Origin of the sequence: Bradyrhizobium sp. SRL28 (assembly GCF_018596315.1) — a bacterium.
GTDB lineage: Bacteria > Pseudomonadota > Alphaproteobacteria > Rhizobiales > Xanthobacteraceae > Bradyrhizobium.
Genome location: NZ_JAHEAG010000004.1, coordinates 96,839 through 121,036 on the forward strand (window position 1 = coordinate 96,839; position 24,198 = coordinate 121,036).

A 24,198-nucleotide genomic window follows, 5' to 3' on the forward strand; every position below is an offset into this window, starting at 1 on the left:
GGGTCCTCTGCGGGGCCGGCAGTACCACATGGGCTCCACGGCGTCACGCTGCCGTCAAATGCGACAACCGCTATTGACACCGGCTCCTCAACTAGCCAAGTGAAGCACCGTTTTTCAGAATTTCCCAGGATCCACACGTGGCCAAATCCGATCTCGGAACCAAACGCATTTGCCCGACGACGGGTAAGAAATTCTATGATCTCAACAAGAACCCGGTGATCTCGCCCTACACTGGCGAGGTCGTGCCGATTGCGCCGATTGCCCCGCCGCGGGCCGCCCGTGGCGATGCCGCACGCGCCGCAGCCGCCGCTTCGGCCACCGCCGCTGCCGATATGCCGGAGGCTGCCGAGGCCGAAGAGTTGGTCTCGCTCGAGGAGGCCGATGCCGAGGAAAATACCGGCAAGGTCAAGGCCGTGGTTCCCGAATCGGAAGACGACATCGAGATCGACGAGACCATCGAGGGCGATGACGACGACGATTCCACCTTCATTCCCGACGAGGAAGAGGGCGATGAGGACGTCACTGACATCATCGGTGATGTCGGAGGTGACGAAGAGACTTGAGATCGGCCCAGAACTGTGTTCTGGGTCTCCCCCGCAAGTCGCCCAAGGCTTGCGGGAGCATTGTCCAAGAGACCGTGCCTTGACTGTGAAGGGGCCATAGCTCAGCTGGGAGAGCGCTTGCATGGCATGCAAGAGGTCGGCGGTTCGATCCCGCCTGGCTCCACCAGCCTTCGCGTAGCGAAGGCTGCCTCGCCATAGCCCAAAGGGCGACGGCGGGCCTCGGCATAAACTAGTGCCCTGGCCTACTCCCCCAACAGCGCATTCAACCGATCGCGTAGCGCGACGATCTCGTTCTTCATCCCCACGAGTTCGCCGACTGAGCAGGCCGACGCCGCGAGAATCGATTGCGGCACCGCCCGTGCTTTCTCCCTGAGCGACTCGCCCTTTGGCGTCAGCGCGATCAGCACCTGCCGCTCGTCCTCGGTGCTGCGCGTGCGCTTGAGCAGTTCGGCCGCCTCCAGCCGCTTCAGCAGCGGCGTCAGCGTGCCGGAATCCAGCAGCAGCCGCTCACCGATGTCCTTCACCGGCACGCCGTCGCGCTCCCACAGCACCAGCATGACGAGGTATTGCGGGTAGGTCAGGCCGAGTTTGTCGAGCAGCGGCTTGTAAACGCGGTTGAACGCGTGCGCGGTGGAATACACCGCAAAGCAGATTTGATTATCGAGCCGGAGCGGAAAGTCCGCCGAAGATTTCCTGGCCATCACGTCCTCGTCAACGAGCAGCGCCCAGACACTGATATGGTGGCTAAGCGCTTGATTTCAATTGCATACAATTAAATCGCGCAGCCTGCAATAATTTATATTGCGCACAATCTAATTGTGTGCAATATATCGTTCATCGAAAACGGCAAACCCAAGGGAGACCGATATGTCTGTGAACGTGCTCTACAAGACCAGCGCCAAGGCCACCGGCGGCCGTGACGGCACCGCCGCAACCCTCGATGGCGCGCTCGACGTCAAGCTCGCGACCCCGAAGGAACTCGGCGGCGGCGGTGGCGCCGGCAACAACCCCGAGCAGCTGTTCGCGGCCGGCTACGCCGCCTGCTTCATCGGCGCGATGAAATTCGTCGCTTCGCAGGGCGGCCCGAAGGTGCCGGCGGACGCCACCGTTACCTCCACCGTCGGCATTGGTCCGCGTTCGGAGGGCGGCTTTGGCCTCGATATCGACCTTGCCGTCTCGCTGCCCGGTGTTCCCAAGGCGGAAGCGGAAGCCCTTGTCGCGAAAGCGCACCAGGTGTGCCCGTACTCCAACGCCACCCGCGGCAATGTGGATGTGCGCCTGACGGTCGTGTAACGACCGGCGGTTGTGTAAGACGACGTTCGAATGGCCCGCCGCGGATACCGGCGGGCCATTCGCGCCCTCACGGAATCTTCCGAGGCTTTGCTACGGCGGTGGCGTCATGCGCCTGTGCGCGAGACGCCATTGCCGCCGCGCCTGAAGACCGCTAGCTCAAGACTTCGATTTTCTCCTTGAGCGAAGGTTCTTGTCCATGAGTTCTGTAGCCGCTCCCGGCGCAATGACCGGCCTGCGCGTGATCGATCTGACGCGCGTGCTCGGCGGCCCCTATTGCACGCAAATCCTTGCCGACCACGGCGCCGACGTCATCAAGGTCGAACCGCCGGCCGGCGACGAGGTGCGCGACTGGGGCCCTCCGTTCCACGAGGAGGATGCAGCCTATTTTGTCGGCATCAACCGCAACAAGCGCTCGATCGGGCTCGACCTCGCCTCCGAAGGCGGGCGCGCGGTCCTGATGAAGATGCTGGAGACGGCCGACGTCCTGATCGAGAATTTCAAGCCGGGCACGCTCGACAAATGGGGCATCGGCAACGACGTGCTGCGCGCGAAATTCCCAAAGCTGGTGCATTGCCGGATTTCCGGCTTCGGCGCCGACGGCCCGCGCGGCGGCAATCCCGGCTATGACGCGATCATCCAGGCCATGACAGGCATGATCGCGGCGACCGGCTCGCCGGAAAGCGGTCCGATGCGGATCGGCGTTCCCCTGGTCGACATCACTACCGGGCTTTACGCGGCGATCGGCATCCTGATGGCACTGTCGGAGCGGCAGCGTTCGGGTCTCGGGCAATTTCTCGAAACCACGCTGTATGAAACCGGCCTTGCGATCATGCATCCGCACACCGCGAACTATTTCATGCATGGCAAGCCGCCGGGACTGACCGGCAACGAGCATCCCAACCTTGTGCCCTACGCGATCTTTCCGACCAGGACCGACGACATCTTCATCGGCGTCGGCAATGACGGCACCTTCCGCAAGCTCGCCAAGGAAATCGGCAAGCCCGAGCTCGGCACCGATCCGCGCTTTGCCCGCAACAAGGACCGCATCGCCAACCGCGACGCATTGCGCGCCGAACTCGCGGCCGTGTTCAGCCAGCACGAGGCCGAGCCGCTCTGCAATCGCCTGCTGGCGGCAGGCCTGCCGGCAGGACCGGTGCAGAAGATCGATCAGGCGCTGACCAACCCGCATACGCTGCATCGCGGCGATATCATCGAAAAGGACTGGTACAAGGGCGTCGCCTCCCCGATCCGGCTGGAGCGGACCAAGCCGAGCCTGCGCCGGACGCCGCCGAAGTTCAGCCAGCACACATCAGAGGTGCTGGGCGAGTTCGGCTACGCGAAGAGCGAGATCGAAGCGCTGGTAGCCGGGGGCGCGGTCTGCGGCGCCGAGCGCAAGCGCTAGCTGTCTCTGTCGTCCCTGCCAACGCCGGGGGCCCAGTTCGTAGCCCGGATGGAGCGCAGCGAAATCCGGGAAAAGTGCAAGCGGCGTGAGCGGTCCCGGATTGCGCTTCGCTCCATCCGGGCTACGGCCCAACGACGCGCGCCTGTGGTTATGGGCTCGTGCATTCGCAGGGACGACGGCGTGCGCGCCCTTCGCCTATTTTCCCGCTTCCCTCGGCGCACGCTTTCCCACTACCATCCTTTCACTTATACGGTCATTTGCACGTCATCCGGCGCTGTTATCGCGCGAAACGAAGGTGACGACCCCAACCCGGAGGAATTCCATGGCACTTCGACAATTCGGCGCAGCGGTGGCAGTAACCGTTGCGCTGGCCCTCGCAACGCCTGCTTACGCTGTGACCGAGATCCAGTGGTGGCACGCCATGACCGGCGGCAACAACGACATCGTCAACAAGCTCGCCGAGGATTTCAACGCCAGCCAGTCCGACTACAAGGTCGTCCCGACCTTCAAGGGCAGCTATCCCGACACCATGAATGCCGGCATCGCCGCGTTCCGCGCCGGCACCGCGCCGCACATCATTCAGGTGTTCGAAGTCGGCACCGCCACGATGATGAGCGCCACCGGCGCCATCAAGCCGGTCTACCAGCTGATGAAGGACGCCGGCGAGCCTTTCGACCCCAAGGCCTACCTGCCGGCCATCACCGGCTACTACTCCACCTCGAAGGGCGACATGCTGTCATTCCCCTTCAACTCCTCGTCGACGGTGATGTGGATCAACAAGGACGAACTGAAGAAGGCCGGCATCGCCGAGATTCCGAAAACCTGGCCGGAAGTGTTCGACGCCGCCAAGAAGCTGAAGGCGGCGGGACATACGACCTGCGGATTCTCCAACGCCTGGGCGAGCTGGGTGCATATCGAGCAGTTCTCGGCCTGGCATAACGTGCCGATCGGCACCAAGGCGAATGGCCTCGACGGCTTCGACACCGTACTGACATTCAACTCTCCGGTACATGTGAAGCATCTGGAGAACCTGATCGAACTTCAGAAGGACAAGACCTACGACTATGCCGGCCGCGCCAACGCCAGCGAGAACCGCTTTGCTTCGGGCGAATGCGCGATCTTCCTGACCTCGTCGGGTTATTATGCGACCGCCAAGAGCACCGCCAAGTTCGACTTCACCTCGGCGCCGATGCCCTATTATCCCGACGTCCAGGGCGCGCCGCAGAACTCGATCATCGGCGGCGCTTCGCTGTGGGTGATGGGCGGCAAGAAGCCTGAAGAGTACAAAGGCGTCGCCAAGTTCTTCACCTTCCTGTCCGCGACCGACCGCCAGGCCGATCTGCACCAGAAGTCCGGCTACCTGCCGATCACCAAAGCCGCCTATGAAAAGACCGTCAAGGACGGCTTCTACGAGAAGAACCCGACGCTGCAGACGCCGCTGAAGGAACTGACCAACAAGGAGCCGACTGAAAACTCCCGCGGCCTGCGCTTCGGCAACATGGTGCAGATGCGCGACCTCTGGGCCGAAGAACTGGAAGCAGCCCTTGCCGGCAAGAAGACCGCCAAGGAAGCGTTGGATGCCGCGGTCTCGCGCGGCAATGCGATGTTGCGGACGTTCGAAAAGACAGCAAAATAAGGCACTCCAAGGCTCCCTCTCCGCCCGGAGAGGGAGCATTTCTCGCATCACGCAAGCGGCTTGAATGGAAAAGTCTGTCGTCTTCAACAACAAGCTGCTTCCATACCTGCTGCTGATTCCGCAGCTCATCATCACATTCGTATTCTTCTACTGGCCGGCGAGCCAGGCGGTCTGGCAATCCTTTTTGCGTGAGGATGCGTTCGGGCTGACGTCGGAATTCGTCGGCCTGGAAAATTACACATCGCTGTTCGCCCAGCCTGAATATTACGCATCGATGCTGGTGACGGTGGTGTTCTCCTCGCTGGTTGCGGCGCTGTCGCTCTCCATTGCGCTACTGTTTGCCACCCAGGCCGACAAGAACCTGAAAGCCGCCGGCACCTACAAGACCCTGATGATCTGGCCCTATGCGGTGGCGCCTGCGGTTGCCGGCGTGCTCTGGATCTTCATGTTTCATCCCTCGCTCGGCACGCTGGCGAAGCCGCTGCGCTGGATGAATTTCGACTGGAATCCGCTGCTGAACGGCAACCACGCCATGGCGCTTGTGGTGATGGCTGCGGTGTGGAAGCAGATCTCCTACAATTTCCTGTTCTTCCTGGCCGGCCTTCAGTCGATCCCCAAGAGCGTGCTGGAAGCCAGCGCGATCGATGGTGCGGGTCCGCTGCGCCGGTTCTGGACCATTACCTTCCCGCTGCTGTCGCCGACCACGTTCTTCCTCTTGGTCGTCAACGTCGTCTACGTCTTCTTCGACACGTTCGGCATCATCGACGCCGTCACCGGCGGCGGCCCGGCCGGCGCGACCACCACCATGGTCTACAAGGTGTTTGCCGACGGGCGCCTCGGCGGCGACCTCGGCGGCTCGGCCGCACAATCGGTGGTGCTGATGGTGATCGTGATCGGGCTCACCGCGATCCAGTTCAAATATGTCGAGCGCAAGGTGCAATACTGATGGTCGAGCACCGCCCGCTCAGCGACATCATCGCCTATGCGATTCTCACGCTTGGCATCTTCATTGTCGCGTTTCCGGTCTATCTGGCGCTGATTGCCTCCACCCATGACGCCGCCACCGTGGTCGGCGGCAACATGCCGCTCTCGCCGGGCAGCCAGACGCTGGAAAACTATTACCGCGCGGTGTTCGTCGGGGGTTCGCGCACCAGCCGCGAGCCGGTCGGCCACATGCTGATGAATTCCTTCATCTCGGCGATCGGCATTGCGGTCGGCAAGATCTTCATCTCGATGCTATCAGCCTATGCGGTAGTGTATTTCCGCTTTCCGTTCCGCAAGACCGCGTTCTGGATCATCTTCGTCACGCTGATGCTGCCGGTCGAGGTGCGCATCTATCCGACCTACAAGGTGGTCGCTGACCTGAAGATGCTCGACACCTATGCCGGGCTGATCCTGCCGCTGATTGCCTCCGCCACCGGCACGCTGCTGTTCCGGCAATTCTTCATGACCATCCCCGAAGAGCTATTGGAAGCGTCGCGGATCGACGGCGCGGGTCCGTTCCGATTCTTCTGGGATACGCTGCTGCCGCTGTCGGTGACGACGATCGCCGCTTTGTTCGTGATCCAGTTCATCTATGGCTGGAATCAATATTTGTGGCCGCTTTTGATCACCACCCAGGATTCGATGCAGACCATCGTCACCGGCATCAAGAAGATGCTGTACACCACCGACGAACTCGCCGAATGGCAGCTCGCGATGGCGACCGCCATCCTGGCGATGCTGCCGCCGGTTGCGGTCGTCGTGTTCATGCAGCGCCTGTTCGTGCGCGGCCTGGTCGAGACGGAGAAGTAAGGTAGCCATGGCCAACGTAACGCTGCGTAACGTCAGAAAAACCTACGCGGGTGGCTTCGAAGCCATCAAGGGCATCGATTTCGACGTCGGCGACGGGCAGTTCTGCGTGCTGGTCGGCCCGTCCGGCTGCGGCAAATCCACGCTGCTGCGCATGGTCGCGGGGCTGGAGACCATCACCGGCGGCGAGATCGATATCGGCGGGCGCGTCGTCAACCAGATCGAGCCGGCCGACCGCGACATCGCGATGGTGTTCCAGAACTACGCGCTCTACCCGCACATGACCGTCTACAACAACATGGCCTACGGCCTGCGCAACCGCGGCATGGCCGAACCCGAGATCAAGACCCGCGTCGAAGAAGCCGCGCGCATTCTCGAACTCGCCGCGATGCTCGACCGCAAGCCGCGGCAATTGTCCGGCGGCCAGCGCCAGCGCGTGGCAATGGGACGCGCGATCGTGCGGCAGCCAAAGGTGTTTCTGTTCGACGAGCCGCTGTCGAATCTCGACGCCAAGCTGCGCATCGCCATGCGGGTCGAAATCCGCAAGCTTCAACGCCGCCTCTCGACGACCTCGATCTACGTCACGCACGACCAGCTCGAGGCGATGACGCTGGCCGATATTATGGTGGTCATGAATGGCGGTCAGGTCGAGCAGATCGGCAATCCGCTCGATATCTACCAGAAGCCTTCGACCACCTTCGTCGCCTCCTTCATCGGCGCGCCGCCGATGAATCTGATGCCGTTGCGCTCCGACGAACTCAAATCGCAACTGGCCGGCGATGTCCGAATCAGCGAGGCCGGCATCCTTGGCATCCGGCCTGAGGATTTCGTCATCACGAACGAAACGGTTTCCGGCGGTGTGGCACTTGGCCTCACCGTGGAAGCGATCGAGCGCGTCGGCGCCGAGACCTTCATCTACGGCACCCGTCAGCAGGAGGTGCAGGGCGTCGCCGCCACCCCCGGCGAACTACCGCCAGGCGAAATCATTGTGCGGATTCCCGGCGCCATAGGCCCGGCCATCGGCGAGCGAATCAGGGCGGTCGCCGCCAGCGACAAGCTGCATCTTTTTACCGCCGATGGCCGCAAGCGAATCGGTTCCTGAACGGTCCTTTATCGGCGTAAAAGCCTGTGAAAAACCCGCCGCGGCCGATTTACGCAGCTTTCAGAGGCGCTTGAACCCTCCCCAAATCACCCCCATATTCCCTCATGACCGGACGGCAAGTCGGCCGGCCGGTTGAATGGGGCGCCGCAAGGGCCCCTCAAAGTCGCTTCGAGAGGACTTTGTAATGTCTCGTGTTCCTTCGTTATCCAGTCCGTTCCTGCTTGGGTTCGACGAAATCGAGCGTGCGCTCGATCGCGTCGTCAAAGGCGCCGACGGTTATCCTCCCTACAACATCGAGCGGTGTGACCGTGCCAACGGCCAGCCCGAACGGTTACGCATCACGCTCGCGGTAGCGGGTTTTACCCGCGACCAACTCGATGTGAGCACTGAGGAAAACCAGCTCGTGATCCGGGGCCGCCAGCAGGACGACAAGGCCCGGCAGTACATCCATCGCGGCATCGCCGCGCGCCACTTCCAGCGCACCTTCGTGCTGGCAGAGGGGATGCTGGTGCTGGGCGCGGATCTGAAAAACGGGCTGTTGTCGATCGACCTCGCCAGGCCGGAGCCTGAAAGGGTCGTTAAGACAATTGCTATCAATGAGCACGAATAATGGAACAAGTAGCGGACTCGACCGCTTAGACCCAGAAGGAGTCGAGACCATGAGTGACGTGAGTGTTACCTTCGAAGCCGAAAAGGTTTCCGTCGAAGCGCTGGCCCATCTTGGTGAAGGCCACATAGCCTACGTGAAACAAGTCCGTTCCGAGGATGTGCCGGGACTGTTTCCGCAGGCGCCGAAAATCGCGCCGGGACTGAAACTGTTCGCGCTGCATGCCGCAGACGGCACCCCGATCATGCTGACCGACAGCCGGGAAGCCGCGATCGCCAACGCATGGAGCAACGAGCTTCAGGCCGTCAGCGTTCACTGACACGGCTTGTCGTTGCGACCGATGCGGCGCTTGCCGCTTAATGAGCGCCGCGGTCGCTGACTTGACGGCCGATTGAGGTCGCAACAGGAGTTCATCATACGCGGGCACGATCCTCGGATCGGCCCGCGTATTTTTTTGCGCTTCAGGACGTGCCCTGCTTTGGATACGGAGATACACAGTCTCCAATCGGGCACCAAGATCGATGAATGATTCAGAGCCAAGATCGGTTGATATGGCCGACATGTTGCGGGATAAGGCGCTCGGAAAGGCCCTGCTCGCGCTCAACAACGCACATGCGCAGGAGTTGTCATGGCTCGAGCCGGAACGGCTCGAATACCTGATCAGCGAAGCGTTCCTGGCGAGACGGATTGGCCGGCTGGACGCCTTCCTGCTCGCCTTCGATCAGGCCGCGCGATACGACAGCCCGAATTTCATCTGGTTCCGGGCACGCTATCCGCGCTTTGTGTATATCGACCGCATCGTGGTCGCGCCATCGGCGCGCGGGCGCGGTTGCGCGCGACGGCTCTATTCCGACCTGTTCGAACACGCCGCCCGCGCCGGCCATGACCGCGTCGTCTGCGAAGTCAACAAGATGCCGCCGAACGCCGCATCCGATGCCTTCCATGCGGCGTTAGGCTTTGTCGAGGTCGGCACCGCCAGCGTCCATGACGGAAGCCGGACGGTCCGCTACCTGTCGCACACGCCGGCGAGCTAGCGCTGATCTCACGCCGCGCGCACGGTTGAGAGGAATTTCTCCACCTCACCCTTGAGATGATTGCTCTGTCCCAGCAGCGACCGGGCCAGCCCGTGCACATGCGTCGATGCCGCGCCGGTATCGGTCGCGCCGCGGTTGACATCGGTAATGCTGCCCGCGACCTGGGTGGCGCCCTGCGCGGCCTGCTGCACGTTACGCGAGATCTCCTGCGTCGCAGCGCCCTGCTCTTCCACGGCTGCCGCGATCGCCTGCGAGATTTCCGCGATGCGGCCGATCGTGCCGCCGATTTCCTGAATGGAAGATACCGACTGATTGGTCGCCGATTGCATCTGGCCGATCTGCTCGCTGATTTCCTCGGTCGCTTTCGCGGTCTGCGCGGCAAGCGCCTTGACCTCGGATGCGACGACGGCAAATCCCCGTCCCGCCTCGCCGGCGCGCGCCGCTTCGATCGTGGCGTTCAGCGCCAGCAGGTTGGTCTGCTCGGCGACCGCGCTGATCATTTTGACCACCTCGCCGATCCGGCTGGCGGATTGGGCAAGATCGGAGATCCGCGCATTGGTCTGCTCGACCTGGCTGACCGCCTCGCGGGAGATCTTGTGCGAATCCTGGACCTGGCGGCTGATCTCCGACACCGATGAAGCCATCTCTTCGGCGGCCGCCGCGGCGGATTGCGCATTGGCCGAGGATTGCTCCGATGCGGAGGCGACGGTTGCCGAAAGCACCTGGGTCACTTCGGCGGTCTTGGTCAGTTGTCCGGCCGATGATTCGAGTTCGGACGAGGCGGTCGATACGGTCTGGATGATTTTTCCGATCGCGGAATCGAAGCCGTCGGCCATCTGCTGCATCGCGGCCTTGCGGTCGCCTTCCGCCTTCAGCTTCAGGCCGGCCTGCTCCTGTTCCATCGACTGAACGCGCAGCGCGTTGTCCTTGAAGACCTGGACCGCGCGCGCCATGGCGCCCACTTCATCGCCGCGGCTCAGCGCCGGGACCGAGACATTGAGGTCGCCGCCGGCAAGGCCCTTCATGACAGCTGTCATTTCCGCGATGGGACGAATGACGCCGAATGCCACGCCGAAAATGCCTGCGCCGATAACGAGAAACACCGCGGCCGAAACGCCCCACAATACCAGCGTGAATGTGCTGACGCGTCCCGTCGCCGCGACTTCCGTCGCCGCGTTCTGGTCGTTGGTTTGCTTGACGATGTCGTCGATGATGGCGCGGTGCGCCGTATAACGCGCAGTGATCTCGGCGTAGGATTTCGCGGCCGCGGCGCTGTCGCTTTTGGCGAGCGCGGGCAACAGACCGTCCTGAATCGCGGTCCAGAAGCGGCGCACCTCGCTGTCGGATTTCTCCACCAGCTTGGTCTTGATCACCGGATCGAGATCGGATTTGACCCAGAAATCGCGCCGCTCGTCATATTCCTTCTTGAGCTGGACAATCCTGTCGCGATGCGCCGAAAGCTGCGCCGGATCGTGCAGCACGAGGGTGGCCTCGAGATAGGCTTCGATGACATATTCCGGCGGCGGCAGAATGTCGGCGATCAGGTCGTTGCCGAGTTTGATCTGGTTGTAGAGCGGACCGCCGACCTTGAGCTGTGACAGCCCGTAAACGCTGGTGGCAATCACGGCACCTAGACCCAAGGCGGTGACCAATCCAAAAATCAATATTGCGCGCGAAATCGTTAGCCGCAGCGTCATGGCAATGTTCTCCGGGTAATGAAAAAATCCCAGCGAACGCAATAACTGCTATTTAGCTTAAAATTGCGTTTATCCGGTCTGCTACCAACCGGAGAAACCGCTTGGGCCCCTTAAGAAACTACGCCGCGCTCGCCGGCGGCAGGGCGAGCACCGAATAGATCGCCTGGGCATCGCGCGAGGCGCGCAGCTTCTTGGCGACGTCCACGTCACGCAGCAGGCGAGCGATCCGCGCCAGGGCTTTCAGATGATCGGCGCCCGCGCCCTCCGGCGCCAGCAGCAGGAAGATCAGGTCGACCGGCTGGCCGTCCATCGCTTCGAAATCGATCGGGCGCTCGAGGCGTGCAAAGAATCCGAACAGCTTTTCCAGTTTCGGCAGCTTGCCGTGCGGGATGGCGACGCCGTAGCCGACGGCGGTGGTGCCGAGCTTCTCGCGCTGCAACAGCACCTCGAACACCGAGCGTTCGTTCTGGCCGGTCAGGGCGGAGGCGCGCGCCGCCAGTTCCTGCAATGCCTGCTTCTTGCTGATGACCTTCAAAGCGGGGAGAATCGCCTCGGGTGCGACCAGATCGGTAATCGTCATGGGGCGTTCCGAGGTGAATTGAACCGTCTGGTTGCGAAGTAGGTTCTAGAACCGGGGCGTCAAGAAGGTGAGACAGGAGGCGGGCTTAGACCCGCGTCCCGATTTGGGGGCTTCTACTCCAACCCATGATCGGTGCCAACTCCCGAAGGGCCAGTTCCTGCACCCGGTCCGTTGAGGCGGCGGACCATAGGGAGGGTGGCTATGGGCGTCAATGCTGCCGGGCATATATGTCAGGGGGTAACCGCCGGGGGGTCGACCCAGCCGACATTGCCGTCCGTCCGGCGGTAAATGATGTTCACCCGGCCGCTGGAGCCGTGCTGGAACACCATGCAGGCCGCCCCGGTCAGGTCCAGTTCCATGACGGCCTCGCTGACCGAAAGCCGCTTTAGCGACGTGGTCGCCTCGGCAATGATCACGGGGCTATAGGTGGTGACTTCCTCGTCGCCCTCCGCCGGCGCCTCGATCACGTAGCTCGGCGCGTCGATATCCGCCAGCGCCGCGTTGGCGGCATAGGTCTTGCGGGCCGAGCGGTCCTTTAGCCGGCTCTTGTAGCGGCGCAGCCGCTTCTCGATCATCAGGAGCGCCTGGTCGGCGCTGGCATAGGCATCGGTGGCGTTGGAATCCGCCTCGAGCGTGATTCCGGAATCCAGGTGCAGCGCGCAGTCGGTGCGGAAGCCGAAGCCGTCCTTGCTCAGGGTAATGTGACCGGAATAGTTGCCGTCGAAATATTTTCTCAGGACCTCATCGGTGCGCTCGCTGACACGCGAACGAAGGGCGTCGCCGACACTGATGCTTTTCCCGGAGATTCGAAGGGTCATTTGATGCCTCACTTTGCCTCGATCACTCTGGTTTTGCTGGAGATCTTTCGGAAGACCGTGCCCACTCTCCTTCATGCTCTGGCGGGGAACCGAGACTATCGCGATTTGGCGCGAACGCAATCAGGCCGGGGCCGTATCGCGGGACCGGTCGGAGGCGGTGGCAGGGGCTGAAAGGGCGTTACCGAGCATGCTCTGTTTGTCGCGGCGGCGCTGCACCGAGGAAGGAATACGCATCGCTTCGCGGTATTTTGCGACCGTGCGGCGGGCAATATCAATGCCGGATTCGCGCAATCGTTCCACGATGGTATCGTCGGAGAGGATCGCAGCTGGCGCTTCCGCATCGATCAGCTGCTTGATGTGGTGGCGAACCGCCTCCGCCGAATGCGCCTCGCCGCCGTCGGCCGACGCAATCGATGCGGTGAAGAAATATTTTAGTTCGAAGCTGCCGCGATTGGTCGCCATATATTTGTTGGCGGTGACGCGCGACACCGTCGATTCGTGCATCTGGATCGCGTCCGCCACCGCCTTGAGATTCAGCGGCCGCAGATGCGCGACACCATGGGTGAAGAAGCCGTCCTGCTGGCGGACGATTTCGGTGGCGACTTTCAGGATGGTGCGGGCGCGCTGATCGAGTGCGCGGACCAGCCAGGTCGCGTTCTGCAGGCAATCGGTGAAATAGGATTTGTCGCCGTCCTTGCGGATCGTCTTCGACAGCTCGGTGTAGTAGACCTGATTGACCAGCACGCGCGGCAACGTGTCGCTGTTGAGCTCCACATGCCAGCCGCCGTCCGGGCCGGGCCGCACATAGACGTCGGGCACCATGGTTTGCGTGCGCGCCGAGCCGAACTTCAGGCCGGGCTTGGGATCGAGACGGCGGATTTCACCGATCATGTCGGTGATGTCTTCGTCGTCGACGCCGCACAATTTGCGCAACGAGGCGATGTCGCGCTTGGCCAGGAGATCGAGATTTTCCACCAGCGCTTGCATCGCGGGGTCGTAGCGGTTGAGTTCGCGGAGCTGGATCGCGAGGCACTCGCTCAAATTCCGGGCACAGACGCCGGGCGGATCGAATTTCTGCAGCACGGTCAGCACCGCATCGACATCCGCTTGCGCGGCGCCCAGCCGTTCGGCGGCCTGCCCAAGATCCGGCGGCAGATAGCCGGCATCGTCGACCAGATCGATCAGATACTGCCCGATCATGCGCTGCGCCGGTCCGCTGAACGCCACTGCGAGCTGTTCGGCGAGATGGCTGCCGAGCGTCACCTCGGCGGCGACGAAAGCTTCCAGATTGTAGTCGTCGTCGTTGGAGGCGCCGCCGCCCCATTCGGTATAGGCTGTCGGTGCCGCATCCTGCGCCACGCGGGCTGCGGCTTCGGCCGGCTCTTCGGAAAAGACGTTGTCGAGCGGGGTGTCCAGCGTCTGCTCGATCTCGGTACGGGTGCCGAGATCGCGGTTCAGCCACTCCTCCTGACCGGGTTCGAAGGCGTCGCTTCCTGGGCTGGTGCCCATATCGGAGGCATCGCCGCCCTCGTCGCCATAGCTGCCGGAATCGCCCGAATCGGAAAACTCGGCGCGTTCGGCGGCCGGTTCCCCAGCCACCGGGGCTTCGGGACCGTCGCTGGCGCGATCCAGCAGCGGATTGCGCTCCAGTTCCTCCTCGACGAAAGCCGAGAGGTCGAGATTCGACAATTGCAGCAGCTTGATCGCCTGCATCAATTGCGGCGTCATCACCAGCGACTGCGACTGGCGGAACTCTAATCTCTGCGTCAGCGCCATGAGGTCAAGAACCGATCCACTGAAAGTTGGTCCGATTCTTGCTTATATTAGTCCCAGGCCCTTGTACACGGCTTGACGGATGCAAAAATTGGGCTATAGCGCGCTCCGCGAGAATGGGAACCGGTTTGGGTCCGGGTTCGCCATAAATTCCTAAATGAGCGCAATACCTTATCGCCCAACCGCACAACCCTTTGGCGCCGCGTGCGCTAAAGCCGGAATTCCTCGCCAAGGTAAAGGCGGCGTACATCCGGATCGTTGACGATTTCTTCCGGGCTGCCTTCGGTCAGGATTTGCCCGGCGTAGACGATATAGGCGCGGTCGGTCAGGCCGAGCGTTTCCCGCACATTGTGGTCGGTAATCAGCACGCCGATGCCGCGATTGGTGAGGTGGCGGACCAGGTCCTGAATGTCGCCGACCGCGATCGGGTCGATGCCGGCGAAGGGTTCGTCGAGCAGCATGTAGTTCGGCCGCGTCGCCAGCGCGCGCGCGATTTCGACGCGGCGGCGCTCGCCGCCGGACAGCGCAATCGACGGCGATTTGCGCAACCGCGTGATGTTGAATTCATCGAGCAGCGAATTGAGTTCGGCTTCGCGCTTCTTGCGGCTGGGCTCGACGACCTCGAGCACGGCGCGAATATTCTGTTCCACGGTGAGGCCGCGAAAGATCGAGGCTTCCTGCGGCAGATAGCCGATGCCGAGCCGCGCGCGCTGATACATCGGCAGCTTGGTCACGTCGTGACCGTCGAGTTCGATGGCGCCGCGATCCGCCTTGATCAGCCCGGTGATCATGTAGAACACCGTGGTCTTGCCGGCGCCGTTCGGACCCAACAGACCGACCGCCTCGCCGCGGCGAACATAGATGCTGACGCCGCGCACGACCTGACGGGTGCCAAAGCTCTTTTCCACGCTGTGCACGGCGAGGAAGCCGGGCCGTTTGATCAGGCGCGGCGCTTCGCCGCCACTAGCCTTGGGACGGGGCGCCTGCGCACGGGGACGTGGCCTGTCTTCGCGCGGCGGCTCTGCGCCGGACTGCGGCTGCGGCAAGTCCAGCGCGGGCAGTGAGGCGGCGCGCGCCATCGGCGGCCCATCGCGCACCGGGCTTGCCAGCATGTCACCGAAGGAATCGCCGAGCGCGGTGATGTCGTCGCGCGAACGCGCAAAGCCGGGGGAGCCGCGTTTCACGGGGCGTCGACGGAACATGCCGAATAAATCCACCATCCCGCTGCGCTTACGCCTTTCACGGTGATTCCGCGACGCGCCCGCCGGCGAATCGCTTCACCCGCGAACCATGAATGAATGGATGTCCCCTGCCCAGCGAAACACCCGCCGTGCGCCCTGCCCAGTAGATACAGGCTCGCGCTACCGCCTTCAACCGTAGGGGCTATAAATAATCTTTAAGGCATTGATCTGTATTATTTTTTACCGGGGATCAGCGACGGTATCTGTACCGGAGCCGGCGCCGGCTTGGAGCCGCCCGATCCCGACCCGCAATCCTGTCCCTGCATGAACATGCCCTGCACCTTGTTGGTGTCGGATTCGACCCGCGACACGCCGGTGGTCATGTCGACCTTGAGGCGGTCGCCGCGGAGCACGTTCTTGCACTGGGTCAGGACGACCCCGCCCGCCATGGTGATGAGGTTGGCCCGCGGGTCGAAGATCGCCGTCTCCCCGGTCACGACCTGGTCCTTCTGCGTGACCACGACGGAGCCCCTGGCCTCCAGCCGGCGGATCGACGAACTGCCGCCGGGCCCGGGCGTCGCAGACTGCATCGACCCGGATTTCGATCCCTTCGGCGCGGCGGGTTGCGGCGAGGCCGGCGCCGCTGGACCAGAGTCATAGAACACCACCAGCGACTTCGAAGTCATGGTGGTGTCGCCCTGCACCACCTTCACGTTTCCGGAGAATGTCGCCTCTTTCTTTTTGTCGCGCATTTCGAGCGACGCCGCCTCGATCTGAATCGGCTGGTCGCGGTTCTGCGAGAAGCCCTGCATCGCATTGGGCACGCCCGACATGGCGCCCTGGGCATGGGCGTCACCGGACGCGACCAGCGCGAACGCAAGCGCTGCGGCCGCAAAACTGCGCGAGAAGAACTGCATCATAAATTTCATTTCGTGTTGGCGGACTTGCCGGTGACGGACCGCGTCCTCGGCGGTGGCGCTGGTTCAGGCTCGGGCTCGGGCGCCGGAGGGCTTTCCATGATCAGGTTCATCACGACATTGCCTTCGAAACGAACGATCTCGCCGCTGTTGATGATCCTGAGCCGGTCGGCGGTGAGCGTCCCGTTCAGCAGTTTGACGTCGACATGCTCGTCCGACGTCACTGTTCCCTTGTTGATATCGACATAGGCCTGCGAGAGCTTCGCCTCGTAACCGGTGGAGGATTGCAGGAAGATGTCCTTGCGCAGGTCCAGCATCTGCTGCTTGCTGTCGAAAAATCCCGTGCGCGCATCCATCGTCACCGTGCTCTTGTCCTCCATCAAGACCTTGGCCCGCAGCGTCTGGAGCTCGACGTGATCGGGGTCGGCCAGATCCTGGATCGCCGCCTTGGCCCACAATTCGTATGGACGCTGGTCGGTCGAGAAGCCGGCGAGGTGCGGCGTTTCCATGGTGATCTTGGTGCCTGACACCACGAGATTGCCTATGTCGACGGGCAGCTTCGTCATCCCCGAGATGCGGAACGGGTTGAAGACCGAGATCGCGACGATACCAGCCATGGCCAGCAGCACGGCCGCCGGGACAGCGACCCGCAGCACCCGCACCATCCGGCTGTGGCGGGCGGCCGCCGCAAAGCGGGCCTCCATTCCGGTGGCATAGGCTGGGTTCTGTACCGAATTCACCGTTGCTCCAAGGGGCCGCCAGGAACGCCAAGACAGCGTCATTCTACCCGCAATCGCGGGATTATGCAGCCTGGACACTCGCGATGAGTGTGACCGAAACGGGGCGGAAGCAGGCTCCCCGGCGCTTCAAATAGCCTCGGTCACGAATGCGCGAAGATGTCCTCGGCCTCCCAGCCGCCGAGATCGAGCTTTGCCCGGGTCGGCAGGAAGTCGAAACAGGCCTGCGCCAGCTCGTTGCGGCCTTCGCGCGCGAGCATGGCGTCGAGCCGCTCGCGCAACGCATGCAGATGCAGCACGTCGGAGGCGGCATAAGCGAGCTGCGCCTCGCTGAGGCTCGCGGATCCCCAGTCGCTCGACTGCTGCTGCTTCGACAGGTCGATGTTGAGGACTTCGCGCACGAGGTCCTTCAGGCCATGCCGGTCGGTATAGGTGCGGGTCAACCGTGAGGCGATCTTGGTGCAATAGACCGGCTGCGGCATCACGCCGAACGTGTTGTAGAGGGCGGCGAGATCGAACCGCGCGAAGTGAAAGATTTTTGTGACGGCAGGATTGGCCAGCAGCGCTTTCAAGTTCGGCGCGTCGGTATGGCCCTTGGGAATCTGGATGACATCGGCGCTGCCGTCGCCGTTCGACATCTGCACCACGCAGAGCCGGTCGCGATGCGGGTTGAGCCCCATGGTCTCGGTGTCGATTGCCACCGAATCCTTGTAGCGGGACAAATCGGGCAGATCGCCGCGATGCAGGCGGATGGTCATGAAGGGAAGCCTCGTGTCTCAGGTCGATTCGACGGAAACACTAGCGCCCAAAGGTAAAGGAGGCGAGCGGGTGGGCATGGCTTATAGGACGAGAATTGGCGGCTTGGTGGCGATTTTACTCGCTTAGCCCGCGTTCGGCTGCTTTGCGCGCCGTCGAGCATTGCCGTGATGCCGCCGCTTGCGGCCGGCTTCGAGATGGTCAGGCCGTCTTCTCTTCGGACGATTTCGGCGGCTGAAGCTCCGGACTATTGGCCCAGCGGTCGAGATTCTCGATGACGTCCGCATGGCTCGGCCGTCGCGGAGGCGGCGGCTTCTGCTCTTCGGACAGCTTGCGCGGTAGCTTGATGTTCTCGGTCATGGGCGTGCTCCACGGTCAGATTATGCGCCCGAGTAGACCACAAATCAACCATTAACTTATTGTTTTTGTTCTAGTATTTATCTAATTTGATGCTTGAATCTAGTTTGACGGAACCGCCGCCAAGGACAAGCGTCGAGTAAGCTACCCAATGATTTCAACGTGGGTGTTTTCGATGTCCGACATACGCGGTGAGCGACTGCAGGTCATGCTCTCGCCGGAACGGCCATCGACGATTTCCACGTCGCGCGCGGGCTCGACCCGCGGATGCCTGCCGCAAGCAAGGGCCATGCGCGCGTCGAGGCGGCGTTCACGGCGAGCGGCCGGCCGAGGCCGTCGGGAAATCCCTGAGTTCGGTGCGCAAAGCGACCGCGTTTACTTTTCGCTGATACTTCCCTGCTATCTCCGGCTGCCGTTATCGACCTCACAACCTGGGCAAGCCGCCAGCACACGGACAGCGGATTTTGATGCCCAGTATTGGAAGCGTACTCGAAAGCAGAAAGGGCGTCGGTCCGGGCTTCGACACGCTGCGCATCGCCCTGGCCTTCTCCGTTATCGGCTGGCATTCATTCCACATCGTGGCAGGTGAGCCTCACCCGCTCGCAGACCTGCATTTCTTCTGGTTTCCAGGATACGCCATCCTTTCGATGTTCTTCGCGCTAAGCGGTTTTCTGATCACCGCAAGCGCGACGCGGCTGTCGTTGGACAACTTTATCCTCAATCGGGGACTGCGCATCGTTCCCGCCCTGCTGGTCGAGGTGGTGCTCTCGGCGATCGTGCTCGGCGCGATTTTTACGACGCTGCCGCTGTCGGAGTATTTTCGAAGCGACGGATTTTGGCGTTACTTCGGAAACGTAGCAGGGTTTGTCAGCCTGACGCTCCCGGGCGTCTTCGAGGCCAATCCGGATCACTCGGTCAACACGTCGCTTTGGACCATTCCGTTCGAGATCGGCTGCTACGTCCTGATGGCCGGACTCATCCTTTGCAGATGTCTTCATCGGCCGAGGCTGGTGCTGATGTTGTGCGCGGCATTCGGCGTGATTGCCATCGCGATCTATCTGGCCAACCCGGCGTTCACGTCCACTTCCAGCCTGGATCCGCGCAACGTTTTTGTAGGCAGCGGCGGCTCGCGCCTGTTCATCTCATTCCTGCTGGGGATCGCCATTTATCTGTATCGATTCGACATCGAATACAGCCGTCGAGCGGCTCTGGCGTGTCTTTTGTTCTGCCTGCTCGTTGCTGGCGTGGGGCCCCTGCCCGGCGCGCTCCTCAACGTTTTTGTGACGCCGGCATTGGTATATCTCACGGCCTATCTCGGCGTTAGCGATCTGCCCAAACTGCCGTTTTTTCATAGAGGCGACTACTCTTACGGCGTCTATCTCTACGGATACCCGCTCCAGCAAACCATCGTTGCCGTCTGGCCCTCCCATGCAAGCGTAGCTGTTGTCTTTACTCTCGCTGCGTTCGCGACAACCGCCTTCGCCATGTTCTCGTGGCACGTGATCGAACTTCCGATCCTCAAGCTGCGTAGCCGCTTTTCTTTCGTTGCCGGGACGCGAATACAGGCCGTCGAGCCGGCTGCCGGCATGGCGCCGCCGACTAGGACATCAGCGCTTTACAGACGGTAGCATGGTTGGGCGACTAGGCCCGACGAGCGATGCGCGCATGCGATAACGCCAGGCACGCTGTGTTCCGTGCCGGTCGGCGAATCGATAACCCGCATTTCAGCGAATCATGGGCAAGGGCAATGGTGCCCAGGAAAGGACTCGAACCTTCACGGCCGTGAAGCCACTGGCACCTGAAGCCAGCGCGTCTACCAATTCCGCCACCTGGGCCCGGGCGGGTTAGTAAGGAACGGTCACGCGCTTGTCAAATCGCTTCAATGCCAACCAAATACGCTGTACAGCGGGCTCACGTTGGCGTATCGCGAATCCGCTGAATTTCACTGAAATCTCTCGAATTCGACCGGCAGGAATTGACGATGGCATCGAACCTGGAAACGCTCGTCACGGTTTTTGGCGGATCGGGATTTCTGGGGCGAAACGTGGTTCGGGCGCTGGCCAAGCGTGAATACCGGATCAGGGTGGCGGTGCGGCGGCCGGAACTGGCCGGCCACCTGCAGCCGCTCGGCCGGGTCGGCCAGATCCACGCCGTGCAGGCCAATCTGCGCTATCCGGCTTCGGTCGAGGCGGCGATGCGCGATTCCCAGGTCGCCATTAATCTCGTCGGCATCCTGACCGAGAGCGGCGCGCAGACCTTCGAGGCGGTTCAGGCCACGGGGGCTGAGACGATCGCGAAGGCCGTCAGCGCCACAGGCGCCCGCATGGTGCACATTTCCGCGATCGGCGCCGACGAGAACTCGCCCTCGGGTTACGGCCGCGCCAAGGCATCGGGCGAAAAGGCCGTGCTGGCGGCCGTGCCCTCGGCCACGATCATGCGGCCGTCGCTGCTGTTCGGCCCCGAGGATCAATTCACCAACCGCTTTGCTGCGCTGGCGCGGATGTCGCCGTTCCTGCCGCTGATCGGCGGCGGAGAGACCCGCATGCAGCCGGCCTATGTCGGCGACATCGCGGCCGCGATAGCCAATGCCGTCGACGGCAAGACCATGGCGGGCGCGACTTACGAGCTCGGCGGACCGGAAGTGCTGACCATGCGCGAGATCATGGAAGTCATTCTAGGGATCACCGAGCGCAAGCGCATGCTGCTCTCGCTGCCGTGGGGCCTGGCGAAATTCCAGGCGCATTTCCTGCAATTCGCGCCGGGGCCGCTCAAGCTGACGCCGGGCCAGGTGGCGATGCTGCAATCGGACAATGTGGTGTCGGACGCCGCCAAGGCCGCGGGCCTGACGCTGGAAGGCCTCGGCATCACGCCCGAATCGATGCAGGCGATCGCCCCGCAATATCTCTGGCGCTTCCGCGCCGCCGGGCAGTTTCAGCGCAAGAGCGCGTAGTCGCTTTGCCCACCCTACGGTTCTGAAAACTACTTCCCCAGCGCCAGCGCGATCAGGCCGATCGTGCCGATGACGACGCGCCACCACGCAAAGAGCGTGAATCCGTGGCGGGTGACGTAGGTCAGGAACGTCTTCACCACGATGATGGCCGTGATGAAGGAGACCACGAATCCGATCGCGAGGATGCCGATATGATCGACCGTCATCTCGGCGCGGTTCTTGTAGAAATCATAGGCGAACGCGCCGACCATGGTCGGAATCGCGAGAAAGAACGAGAACTCCGCCGCCGAGCGCTTGTCGCCGCCGAGCAGCATCGCTGCGACGATGCTGGCGCCGGAACGCGATACGCCGGGGATCATCGCCACGCATTGCGCGATGCCGATCCACAGATACATCATCAGCGGATAGCGCGTGGCGTCGTCGTGGTGTGGCTTGAGATCGAGCTGATCGACCCACAGCAGGATCGCGCCGCCGGCGATCAACGTGAAATTCACCACCCACGGATTGAACAACAGCTCCTTGATGTACTTGCCGGCAACCAGGCCGATGACCACCGCGGGCAGGAACGCCACCAGCACGCCGATCACGAACCGGCGATCGTCCGCGTTGGTGAACATGCCGAGCGCGACACGCCACAGCTTGGCGAAATACAGTGCGACGATCGCAAGGATCGCGCCGAGCTGAATCAGGATCACAAAGCTCTGCCAGAAGGCGCCCTCGCCAAGGCCGAAAAAGCGTTGCGCCAGCAGCATATGGCCCGTGGAGGAAACGGGGAGAAATTCCGTGATACCCTCGATGATGCCGAGAATCACCGCCTTCACTGCATCAGACATCATGCTGTGGTCCGTTTTGACTGGAAAAGCCGGGCCCTTCTCGCCTATTCGATCCCATGCCGCAATCGCAAAAAAACGGCAAAACACCATTGTCTCGCACGTTTGCTTGGCTAGTGTCCGATTCGCATGACGCGGCTTGACGGCTTGAGGGTTCCTCCAGCGCCGCGACTTTACTTAGGGATTTCATGTACACGCTCTATCATCACCCGTTCTGTCCGCATTCGCGCTTCATTCGCCTGGTGCTGGGCGAACACGGTCTCGACCTGCGCCTGGTGGAAGAGCGGGCCTGGGAACGACGCGAGGGGTTTCTCGTGCTCAATCCCGCGGCCGCAACGCCGGTCTTGATCGCTGACGGCTTCCCGCCGATTCCGGGCGCCGGGATCATCGCCGAATATCTCGACGAGACGCACGGCCTGGAGGCCGGCGAGCGGCGGCTGTTGCCGGCCTCGATGGCCGAGCGTGTCGAGGTGCGCCGGCTGATGGCGTGGTTCAACGAAAAATTCTTCGAGGAGGCGTCGAACCCGCTGGTGACCGAGCGCATCTACAAGCGTTTCATGAGCGAGGAGAATGGCGGCGGCGCGCCCGCAACCGACGTGATCCGCGCGGCCAAAGCCAATGTGCGCTATCATCTGGCCTATATCGGCTGGCTGGCGCAGACGCGGAATTTCCTCGCCGGCGACCGGCTGAGCTACGCGGATCTCGCCGCCGCGGCGCATCTTTCGGCGATCGATTATCTGGGCGATGTGCCATGGCACGAGGACGAGGCGGCAAAGGCGTGGTACGCGCGGGTCAAATCCCGCCCGTCGTTCCGCCCGCTGCTGAGCGAATGGCTGGCGGGCGTGCCGGCGTCGCGCACCTACGTGGACCTCGACTTCTGAACAAGAACGTTAAACTCTCCGCCGCCGATCTGAAGGCCGCGCTTATGCGCGAAGCGGAGACGCTCGGTTTCGACTGCATCGGCGTGACCGGTCCTGACGCGATCGGCAACGCCGGCAAATATTTTCGCGAATTCCTCGATGCCGGCGCGCATGGCGACATGGACTGGCTCGCGGCGCAGCCCGAACGGCGGATGGACCCGCGCGTGCTGTGGCCGGGCGTGCGCTCGATCATCATGCTCGGCGTCAATTACGGCCCCGATGAGAATCCGCTCGCGCTTCTCGAACAACGAACGCGCGGCGCGATCTCCGCCTATGCGCAGGGCGACGACTATCACGACGTCATCAAGAAGCGGCTGAAGATGCTGGCGCGATGGCTGGTCGCCGCGTCGGGCGAAGAGGTGAAAGTTTTCATCGATACCGCAGCGGTGATGGAAAAGCCGCTGGCCCAGGCGGCGGGACTCGGCTGGCAGGGCAAGCACACCAACCTCGTCTCGCGCGAATTCGGCTCCTGGCTGTTTCTCGGCGCGATCTTTTCCGCCTCCGACCTGCCGCGCGATGAGGCCGAGCGCGATCATTGCGGCTCCTGCAACGCCTGCCAGGAAATCTGCCCGACCGCGGCATTCCCCGCGCCCTACAAGCTCGATGCGCGGCGCTGCATTTCGTATCTCACCATCGAGAACAAGGGCCCGATCCCGCACGAATTCCGCAAGAGCATCGGCAACCGCATCTATGGCTGCGACGATTGCCTCGCCGTGTGCCCGTGGAACAAGTTTGCGCAGGAGGGCCGCGAAGCCAAACTGGCCGCGCGCGCGGCGTTGCGGGCGCCGTCGCTGGCGGAACTGGCGCGGCTCGACGACGCGGCGTTTCGCGCGCTGTTCACCAAATCGCCGGTCAAGCGTATCGGCCGCGACCGTTTTGTCCGCAACGTGCTGATCGCGATCGGCAACGCCGATGACGCGTCGCTGGCGGCGGAGGCGGAGCGTTTGCTGGATGATGCAAGCCCGCTGGTCCGCGGCGCGGCGGTATGGGCGTTGTCGCAGTTGATCGAGCGGGAGAGGTTCAAGGCACTGGCTGTGAAGGCGATGGGCAGCGAGGCTGATGACGACGTGCGCAACGAGTGGCGGCAAGCCTCTTAACCTCCGGGCTGTCATGCCCCGCGAAGGCGGGGCATCCAGTACTCTCGGGCATCTCGGATGAACTGATATGTCTCGGCGTACTGGATCGTCCGCCCCGGTGCGCAATTGCGCACAAGGCGGACGATGACAGACGAGACGAAATCCGCCATGGTCATCC

The 24,198-nt window shown here is 62.6% G+C and carries 25 protein-coding genes and 2 tRNA genes; 15 read left to right on the forward strand and 12 right to left on the reverse strand.

What is annotated here, in order from left to right; genetic code table 11:
* Positions 1-137: 137 nt before the first annotated feature.
* Positions 138-563, forward strand: coding sequence for a TIGR02300 family protein (locus tag KIP88_RS11915; RefSeq protein ID WP_214488112.1), 426 nt, complete (start codon positions 138-140; stop codon positions 561-563).
* A 90-nt stretch (positions 564-653) separates the two neighbouring features.
* Positions 654-729 (forward strand) — tRNA-Ala (locus KIP88_RS11920).
* Between the two features lie 76 nt (positions 730-805).
* Here KIP88_RS11920 and KIP88_RS11925 read toward each other — a convergent pair.
* Entirely contained in the window at positions 806-1,264 is a 459-nt protein-coding gene (locus KIP88_RS11925) for a MarR family winged helix-turn-helix transcriptional regulator (protein ID WP_214488113.1), read from the reverse strand.
* Between the two features lie 166 nt (positions 1,265-1,430).
* Here KIP88_RS11925 and KIP88_RS11930 point away from each other — a divergent pair, with 166 nt between their 5' ends.
* The 9 genes from KIP88_RS11930 (at position 1,431) to KIP88_RS11970 (ending at position 9,428) form a co-directional block, all read left to right on the forward strand.
* The gene (locus KIP88_RS11930; protein ID WP_057837514.1) at positions 1,431-1,856 is read left to right on the forward strand and encodes an organic hydroperoxide resistance protein; all 426 of its coding nucleotides are present in this window, start codon (positions 1,431-1,433) and stop codon (positions 1,854-1,856) included.
* Positions 1,857-2,052: 196 nt separating this feature from the next.
* A complete protein-coding gene (locus KIP88_RS11935) occupies positions 2,053-3,258 on the forward strand; it encodes a CaiB/BaiF CoA-transferase family protein (protein ID WP_214488114.1) in 1,206 nt (401 codons plus the stop codon).
* 322 nt (positions 3,259-3,580) lie between these two features.
* Positions 3,581-4,894: a sn-glycerol-3-phosphate ABC transporter substrate-binding protein UgpB gene (gene ugpB, locus KIP88_RS11940; RefSeq protein WP_214488115.1), complete on the forward strand. Its 1,314-nt coding sequence runs from the start codon at positions 3,581-3,583 to the stop codon at positions 4,892-4,894.
* 64 nt (positions 4,895-4,958) lie between these two features.
* Positions 4,959-5,840, forward strand: coding sequence for a sn-glycerol-3-phosphate ABC transporter permease UgpA (gene ugpA, locus KIP88_RS11945; protein WP_214488116.1), 882 nt, complete (start codon positions 4,959-4,961; stop codon positions 5,838-5,840).
* Entirely contained in the window at positions 5,840-6,688 is an 849-nt protein-coding gene (gene ugpE, locus KIP88_RS11950) for a sn-glycerol-3-phosphate ABC transporter permease UgpE (protein WP_214488117.1), read from the forward strand. The genes ugpA and ugpE overlap by 1 nt, the downstream gene beginning before the upstream one ends.
* A 7-nt stretch (positions 6,689-6,695) precedes the next feature.
* Entirely contained in the window at positions 6,696-7,787 is a 1,092-nt protein-coding gene (locus KIP88_RS11955; RefSeq protein ID WP_214488118.1) for a sn-glycerol-3-phosphate import ATP-binding protein UgpC, read from the forward strand.
* 184 nt (positions 7,788-7,971) lie between these two features.
* Positions 7,972-8,397 (forward strand): Hsp20 family protein, encoded by a 426-nt coding sequence (locus KIP88_RS11960; protein WP_214488119.1) that lies wholly within the window; start codon positions 7,972-7,974, stop codon positions 8,395-8,397.
* Between the two features lie 49 nt (positions 8,398-8,446).
* Positions 8,447-8,713 carry a DUF1150 domain-containing protein gene (locus KIP88_RS11965; RefSeq protein WP_213286757.1) on the forward strand — a complete coding sequence of 89 codons (267 nt, stop codon included), beginning with the start codon at positions 8,447-8,449 and terminating at the stop codon, positions 8,711-8,713.
* Between the two features lie 232 nt (positions 8,714-8,945).
* A complete protein-coding gene (locus KIP88_RS11970) occupies positions 8,946-9,428 on the forward strand; it encodes a GNAT family N-acetyltransferase (protein ID WP_249790729.1) in 483 nt (160 codons plus the stop codon).
* Between the two features lie 8 nt (positions 9,429-9,436).
* Here the strand turns inward: KIP88_RS11970 and KIP88_RS11975 are convergent, their stop codons facing one another.
* The 9 genes from KIP88_RS11975 to KIP88_RS12015 all read right to left on the reverse strand — a co-directional run bounded on the left by KIP88_RS11975 (position 9,437) and on the right by KIP88_RS12015 (position 18,247).
* On the reverse strand, positions 9,437-11,125 hold the full coding sequence (locus KIP88_RS11975) for a methyl-accepting chemotaxis protein (protein WP_214488121.1): 1,689 nt from the start codon (positions 11,123-11,125) through the stop codon (positions 9,437-9,439).
* 118 nt (positions 11,126-11,243) lie between these two features.
* Complete coding sequence (gene ptsN, locus KIP88_RS11980; RefSeq protein ID WP_214488122.1) at positions 11,244-11,705, reverse strand: PTS IIA-like nitrogen regulatory protein PtsN; 462 nt, start codon at positions 11,703-11,705, stop codon at positions 11,244-11,246.
* A gap of 230 nt (positions 11,706-11,935) precedes the next feature.
* Positions 11,936-12,523, reverse strand: coding sequence for a ribosome hibernation-promoting factor, HPF/YfiA family (gene hpf / locus KIP88_RS11985; protein WP_214488123.1), 588 nt, complete (start codon positions 12,521-12,523; stop codon positions 11,936-11,938).
* A gap of 120 nt (positions 12,524-12,643) precedes the next feature.
* Positions 12,644-14,299, reverse strand: coding sequence for an RNA polymerase factor sigma-54 (gene rpoN / locus KIP88_RS11990; protein WP_214488124.1), 1,656 nt, complete (start codon positions 14,297-14,299; stop codon positions 12,644-12,646).
* A gap of 206 nt (positions 14,300-14,505) precedes the next feature.
* Positions 14,506-15,516, reverse strand: coding sequence for an LPS export ABC transporter ATP-binding protein (gene lptB, locus KIP88_RS11995; RefSeq protein ID WP_214488125.1), 1,011 nt, complete (start codon positions 15,514-15,516; stop codon positions 14,506-14,508).
* 194 nt (positions 15,517-15,710) lie between these two features.
* Positions 15,711-16,397: an LptA/OstA family protein gene (locus tag KIP88_RS12000; protein ID WP_374226457.1), complete on the reverse strand. Its 687-nt coding sequence runs from the start codon at positions 16,395-16,397 to the stop codon at positions 15,711-15,713.
* Between the two features lie 5 nt (positions 16,398-16,402).
* Complete coding sequence (lptC, locus tag KIP88_RS12005; protein WP_308163521.1) at positions 16,403-17,134, reverse strand: LPS export ABC transporter periplasmic protein LptC; 732 nt, start codon at positions 17,132-17,134, stop codon at positions 16,403-16,405.
* 140 nt (positions 17,135-17,274) lie between these two features.
* Positions 17,275-17,889 (reverse strand): ribonuclease D, encoded by a 615-nt coding sequence (locus KIP88_RS12010; protein WP_214488128.1) that lies wholly within the window; start codon positions 17,887-17,889, stop codon positions 17,275-17,277.
* 199 nt (positions 17,890-18,088) lie between these two features.
* Entirely contained in the window at positions 18,089-18,247 is a 159-nt protein-coding gene (locus KIP88_RS12015; protein ID WP_214488129.1) for a hypothetical protein, read from the reverse strand.
* 464 nt (positions 18,248-18,711) lie between these two features.
* Here KIP88_RS12015 and KIP88_RS12020 point away from each other — a divergent pair, with 464 nt between their 5' ends.
* Positions 18,712-19,872 (forward strand): acyltransferase, encoded by a 1,161-nt coding sequence (locus KIP88_RS12020; protein WP_214488130.1) that lies wholly within the window; start codon positions 18,712-18,714, stop codon positions 19,870-19,872.
* Positions 19,873-19,992: 120 nt separating this feature from the next.
* Here KIP88_RS12020 and KIP88_RS12025 read toward each other — a convergent pair.
* Positions 19,993-20,079 (reverse strand) — tRNA-Leu (locus KIP88_RS12025).
* 146 nt (positions 20,080-20,225) lie between these two features.
* Here KIP88_RS12025 and KIP88_RS12030 point away from each other — a divergent pair.
* Positions 20,226-21,194, forward strand: coding sequence for a complex I NDUFA9 subunit family protein (locus tag KIP88_RS12030; RefSeq protein ID WP_214488131.1), 969 nt, complete (start codon positions 20,226-20,228; stop codon positions 21,192-21,194).
* A 29-nt stretch (positions 21,195-21,223) separates the two neighbouring features.
* Here the strand turns inward: KIP88_RS12030 and KIP88_RS12035 are convergent, their stop codons facing one another.
* Positions 21,224-22,030: an undecaprenyl-diphosphate phosphatase gene (locus KIP88_RS12035; protein WP_214488132.1), complete on the reverse strand. Its 807-nt coding sequence runs from the start codon at positions 22,028-22,030 to the stop codon at positions 21,224-21,226.
* Positions 22,031-22,212: 182 nt separating this feature from the next.
* On the opposite strand from KIP88_RS12035, the gene KIP88_RS12040 reads away from it, so the two are divergent.
* Both KIP88_RS12040 and queG read left to right on the forward strand, forming a co-directional pair.
* The gene (locus tag KIP88_RS12040) at positions 22,213-22,905 is read left to right on the forward strand and encodes a glutathione S-transferase family protein (protein WP_214488133.1); all 693 of its coding nucleotides are present in this window, start codon (positions 22,213-22,215) and stop codon (positions 22,903-22,905) included.
* Positions 22,854-24,041: a tRNA epoxyqueuosine(34) reductase QueG gene (queG, locus tag KIP88_RS12045; protein WP_214488134.1), complete on the forward strand. Its 1,188-nt coding sequence runs from the start codon at positions 22,854-22,856 to the stop codon at positions 24,039-24,041. The genes KIP88_RS12040 and queG overlap by 52 nt, the downstream gene beginning before the upstream one ends.
* Positions 24,042-24,198: the final 157 nt, after the last annotated feature.

Excerpts from the sequence above, each read along its gene's own strand:
- KIP88_RS11965 (WP_213286757.1), top strand. The coding sequence starts at position 8,447 with ATGAGTGACGTGAGTGTTACCTTCGAAGCCGAAAAGGTTTCCGTCGAA.
- KIP88_RS12000 (WP_374226457.1), bottom strand. The coding sequence starts at position 16,397 with ATGATGCAGTTCTTCTCGCGCAGTTTTGCGGCCGCAGCGCTTGCGTTC.
- lptB (WP_214488125.1), bottom strand. The coding sequence starts at position 15,516 with ATGGTGGATTTATTCGGCATGTTCCGTCGACGCCCCGTGAAACGCGGC.
- KIP88_RS11970 (WP_249790729.1), top strand. The coding sequence starts at position 8,946 with ATGGCCGACATGTTGCGGGATAAGGCGCTCGGAAAGGCCCTGCTCGCG.
- KIP88_RS12010 (WP_214488128.1), bottom strand. The coding sequence starts at position 17,889 with ATGACCATCCGCCTGCATCGCGGCGATCTGCCCGATTTGTCCCGCTAC.
- rpoN (WP_214488124.1), bottom strand. The coding sequence starts at position 14,299 with ATGGCGCTGACGCAGAGATTAGAGTTCCGCCAGTCGCAGTCGCTGGTG.
- ugpA (WP_214488116.1), top strand. The coding sequence starts at position 4,959 with ATGGAAAAGTCTGTCGTCTTCAACAACAAGCTGCTTCCATACCTGCTG.
- hpf (WP_214488123.1), bottom strand. The coding sequence starts at position 12,523 with ATGACCCTTCGAATCTCCGGGAAAAGCATCAGTGTCGGCGACGCCCTT.
- KIP88_RS11930 (WP_057837514.1), top strand. The coding sequence starts at position 1,431 with ATGTCTGTGAACGTGCTCTACAAGACCAGCGCCAAGGCCACCGGCGGC.
- KIP88_RS12020 (WP_214488130.1), top strand. The coding sequence starts at position 18,712 with ATGCCCAGTATTGGAAGCGTACTCGAAAGCAGAAAGGGCGTCGGTCCG.
- KIP88_RS11925 (WP_214488113.1), bottom strand. The coding sequence starts at position 1,264 with ATGGCCAGGAAATCTTCGGCGGACTTTCCGCTCCGGCTCGATAATCAA.
- queG (WP_214488134.1), top strand. The coding sequence starts at position 22,854 with ATGGCTGGCGGGCGTGCCGGCGTCGCGCACCTACGTGGACCTCGACTT.
- KIP88_RS12040 (WP_214488133.1), top strand. The coding sequence starts at position 22,213 with ATGTACACGCTCTATCATCACCCGTTCTGTCCGCATTCGCGCTTCATT.
- KIP88_RS12035 (WP_214488132.1), bottom strand. The coding sequence starts at position 22,030 with ATGATGTCTGATGCAGTGAAGGCGGTGATTCTCGGCATCATCGAGGGT.
- KIP88_RS11975 (WP_214488121.1), bottom strand. The coding sequence starts at position 11,125 with ATGACGCTGCGGCTAACGATTTCGCGCGCAATATTGATTTTTGGATTG.
- ptsN (WP_214488122.1), bottom strand. The coding sequence starts at position 11,705 with ATGACGATTACCGATCTGGTCGCACCCGAGGCGATTCTCCCCGCTTTG.
- ugpE (WP_214488117.1), top strand. The coding sequence starts at position 5,840 with ATGGTCGAGCACCGCCCGCTCAGCGACATCATCGCCTATGCGATTCTC.
- KIP88_RS11935 (WP_214488114.1), top strand. The coding sequence starts at position 2,053 with ATGAGTTCTGTAGCCGCTCCCGGCGCAATGACCGGCCTGCGCGTGATC.
- ugpB (WP_214488115.1), top strand. The coding sequence starts at position 3,581 with ATGGCACTTCGACAATTCGGCGCAGCGGTGGCAGTAACCGTTGCGCTG.
- KIP88_RS12030 (WP_214488131.1), top strand. The coding sequence starts at position 20,226 with ATGGCATCGAACCTGGAAACGCTCGTCACGGTTTTTGGCGGATCGGGA.
- KIP88_RS12015 (WP_214488129.1), bottom strand. The coding sequence starts at position 18,247 with ATGACCGAGAACATCAAGCTACCGCGCAAGCTGTCCGAAGAGCAGAAG.
- KIP88_RS11955 (WP_214488118.1), top strand. The coding sequence starts at position 6,696 with ATGGCCAACGTAACGCTGCGTAACGTCAGAAAAACCTACGCGGGTGGC.
- KIP88_RS11960 (WP_214488119.1), top strand. The coding sequence starts at position 7,972 with ATGTCTCGTGTTCCTTCGTTATCCAGTCCGTTCCTGCTTGGGTTCGAC.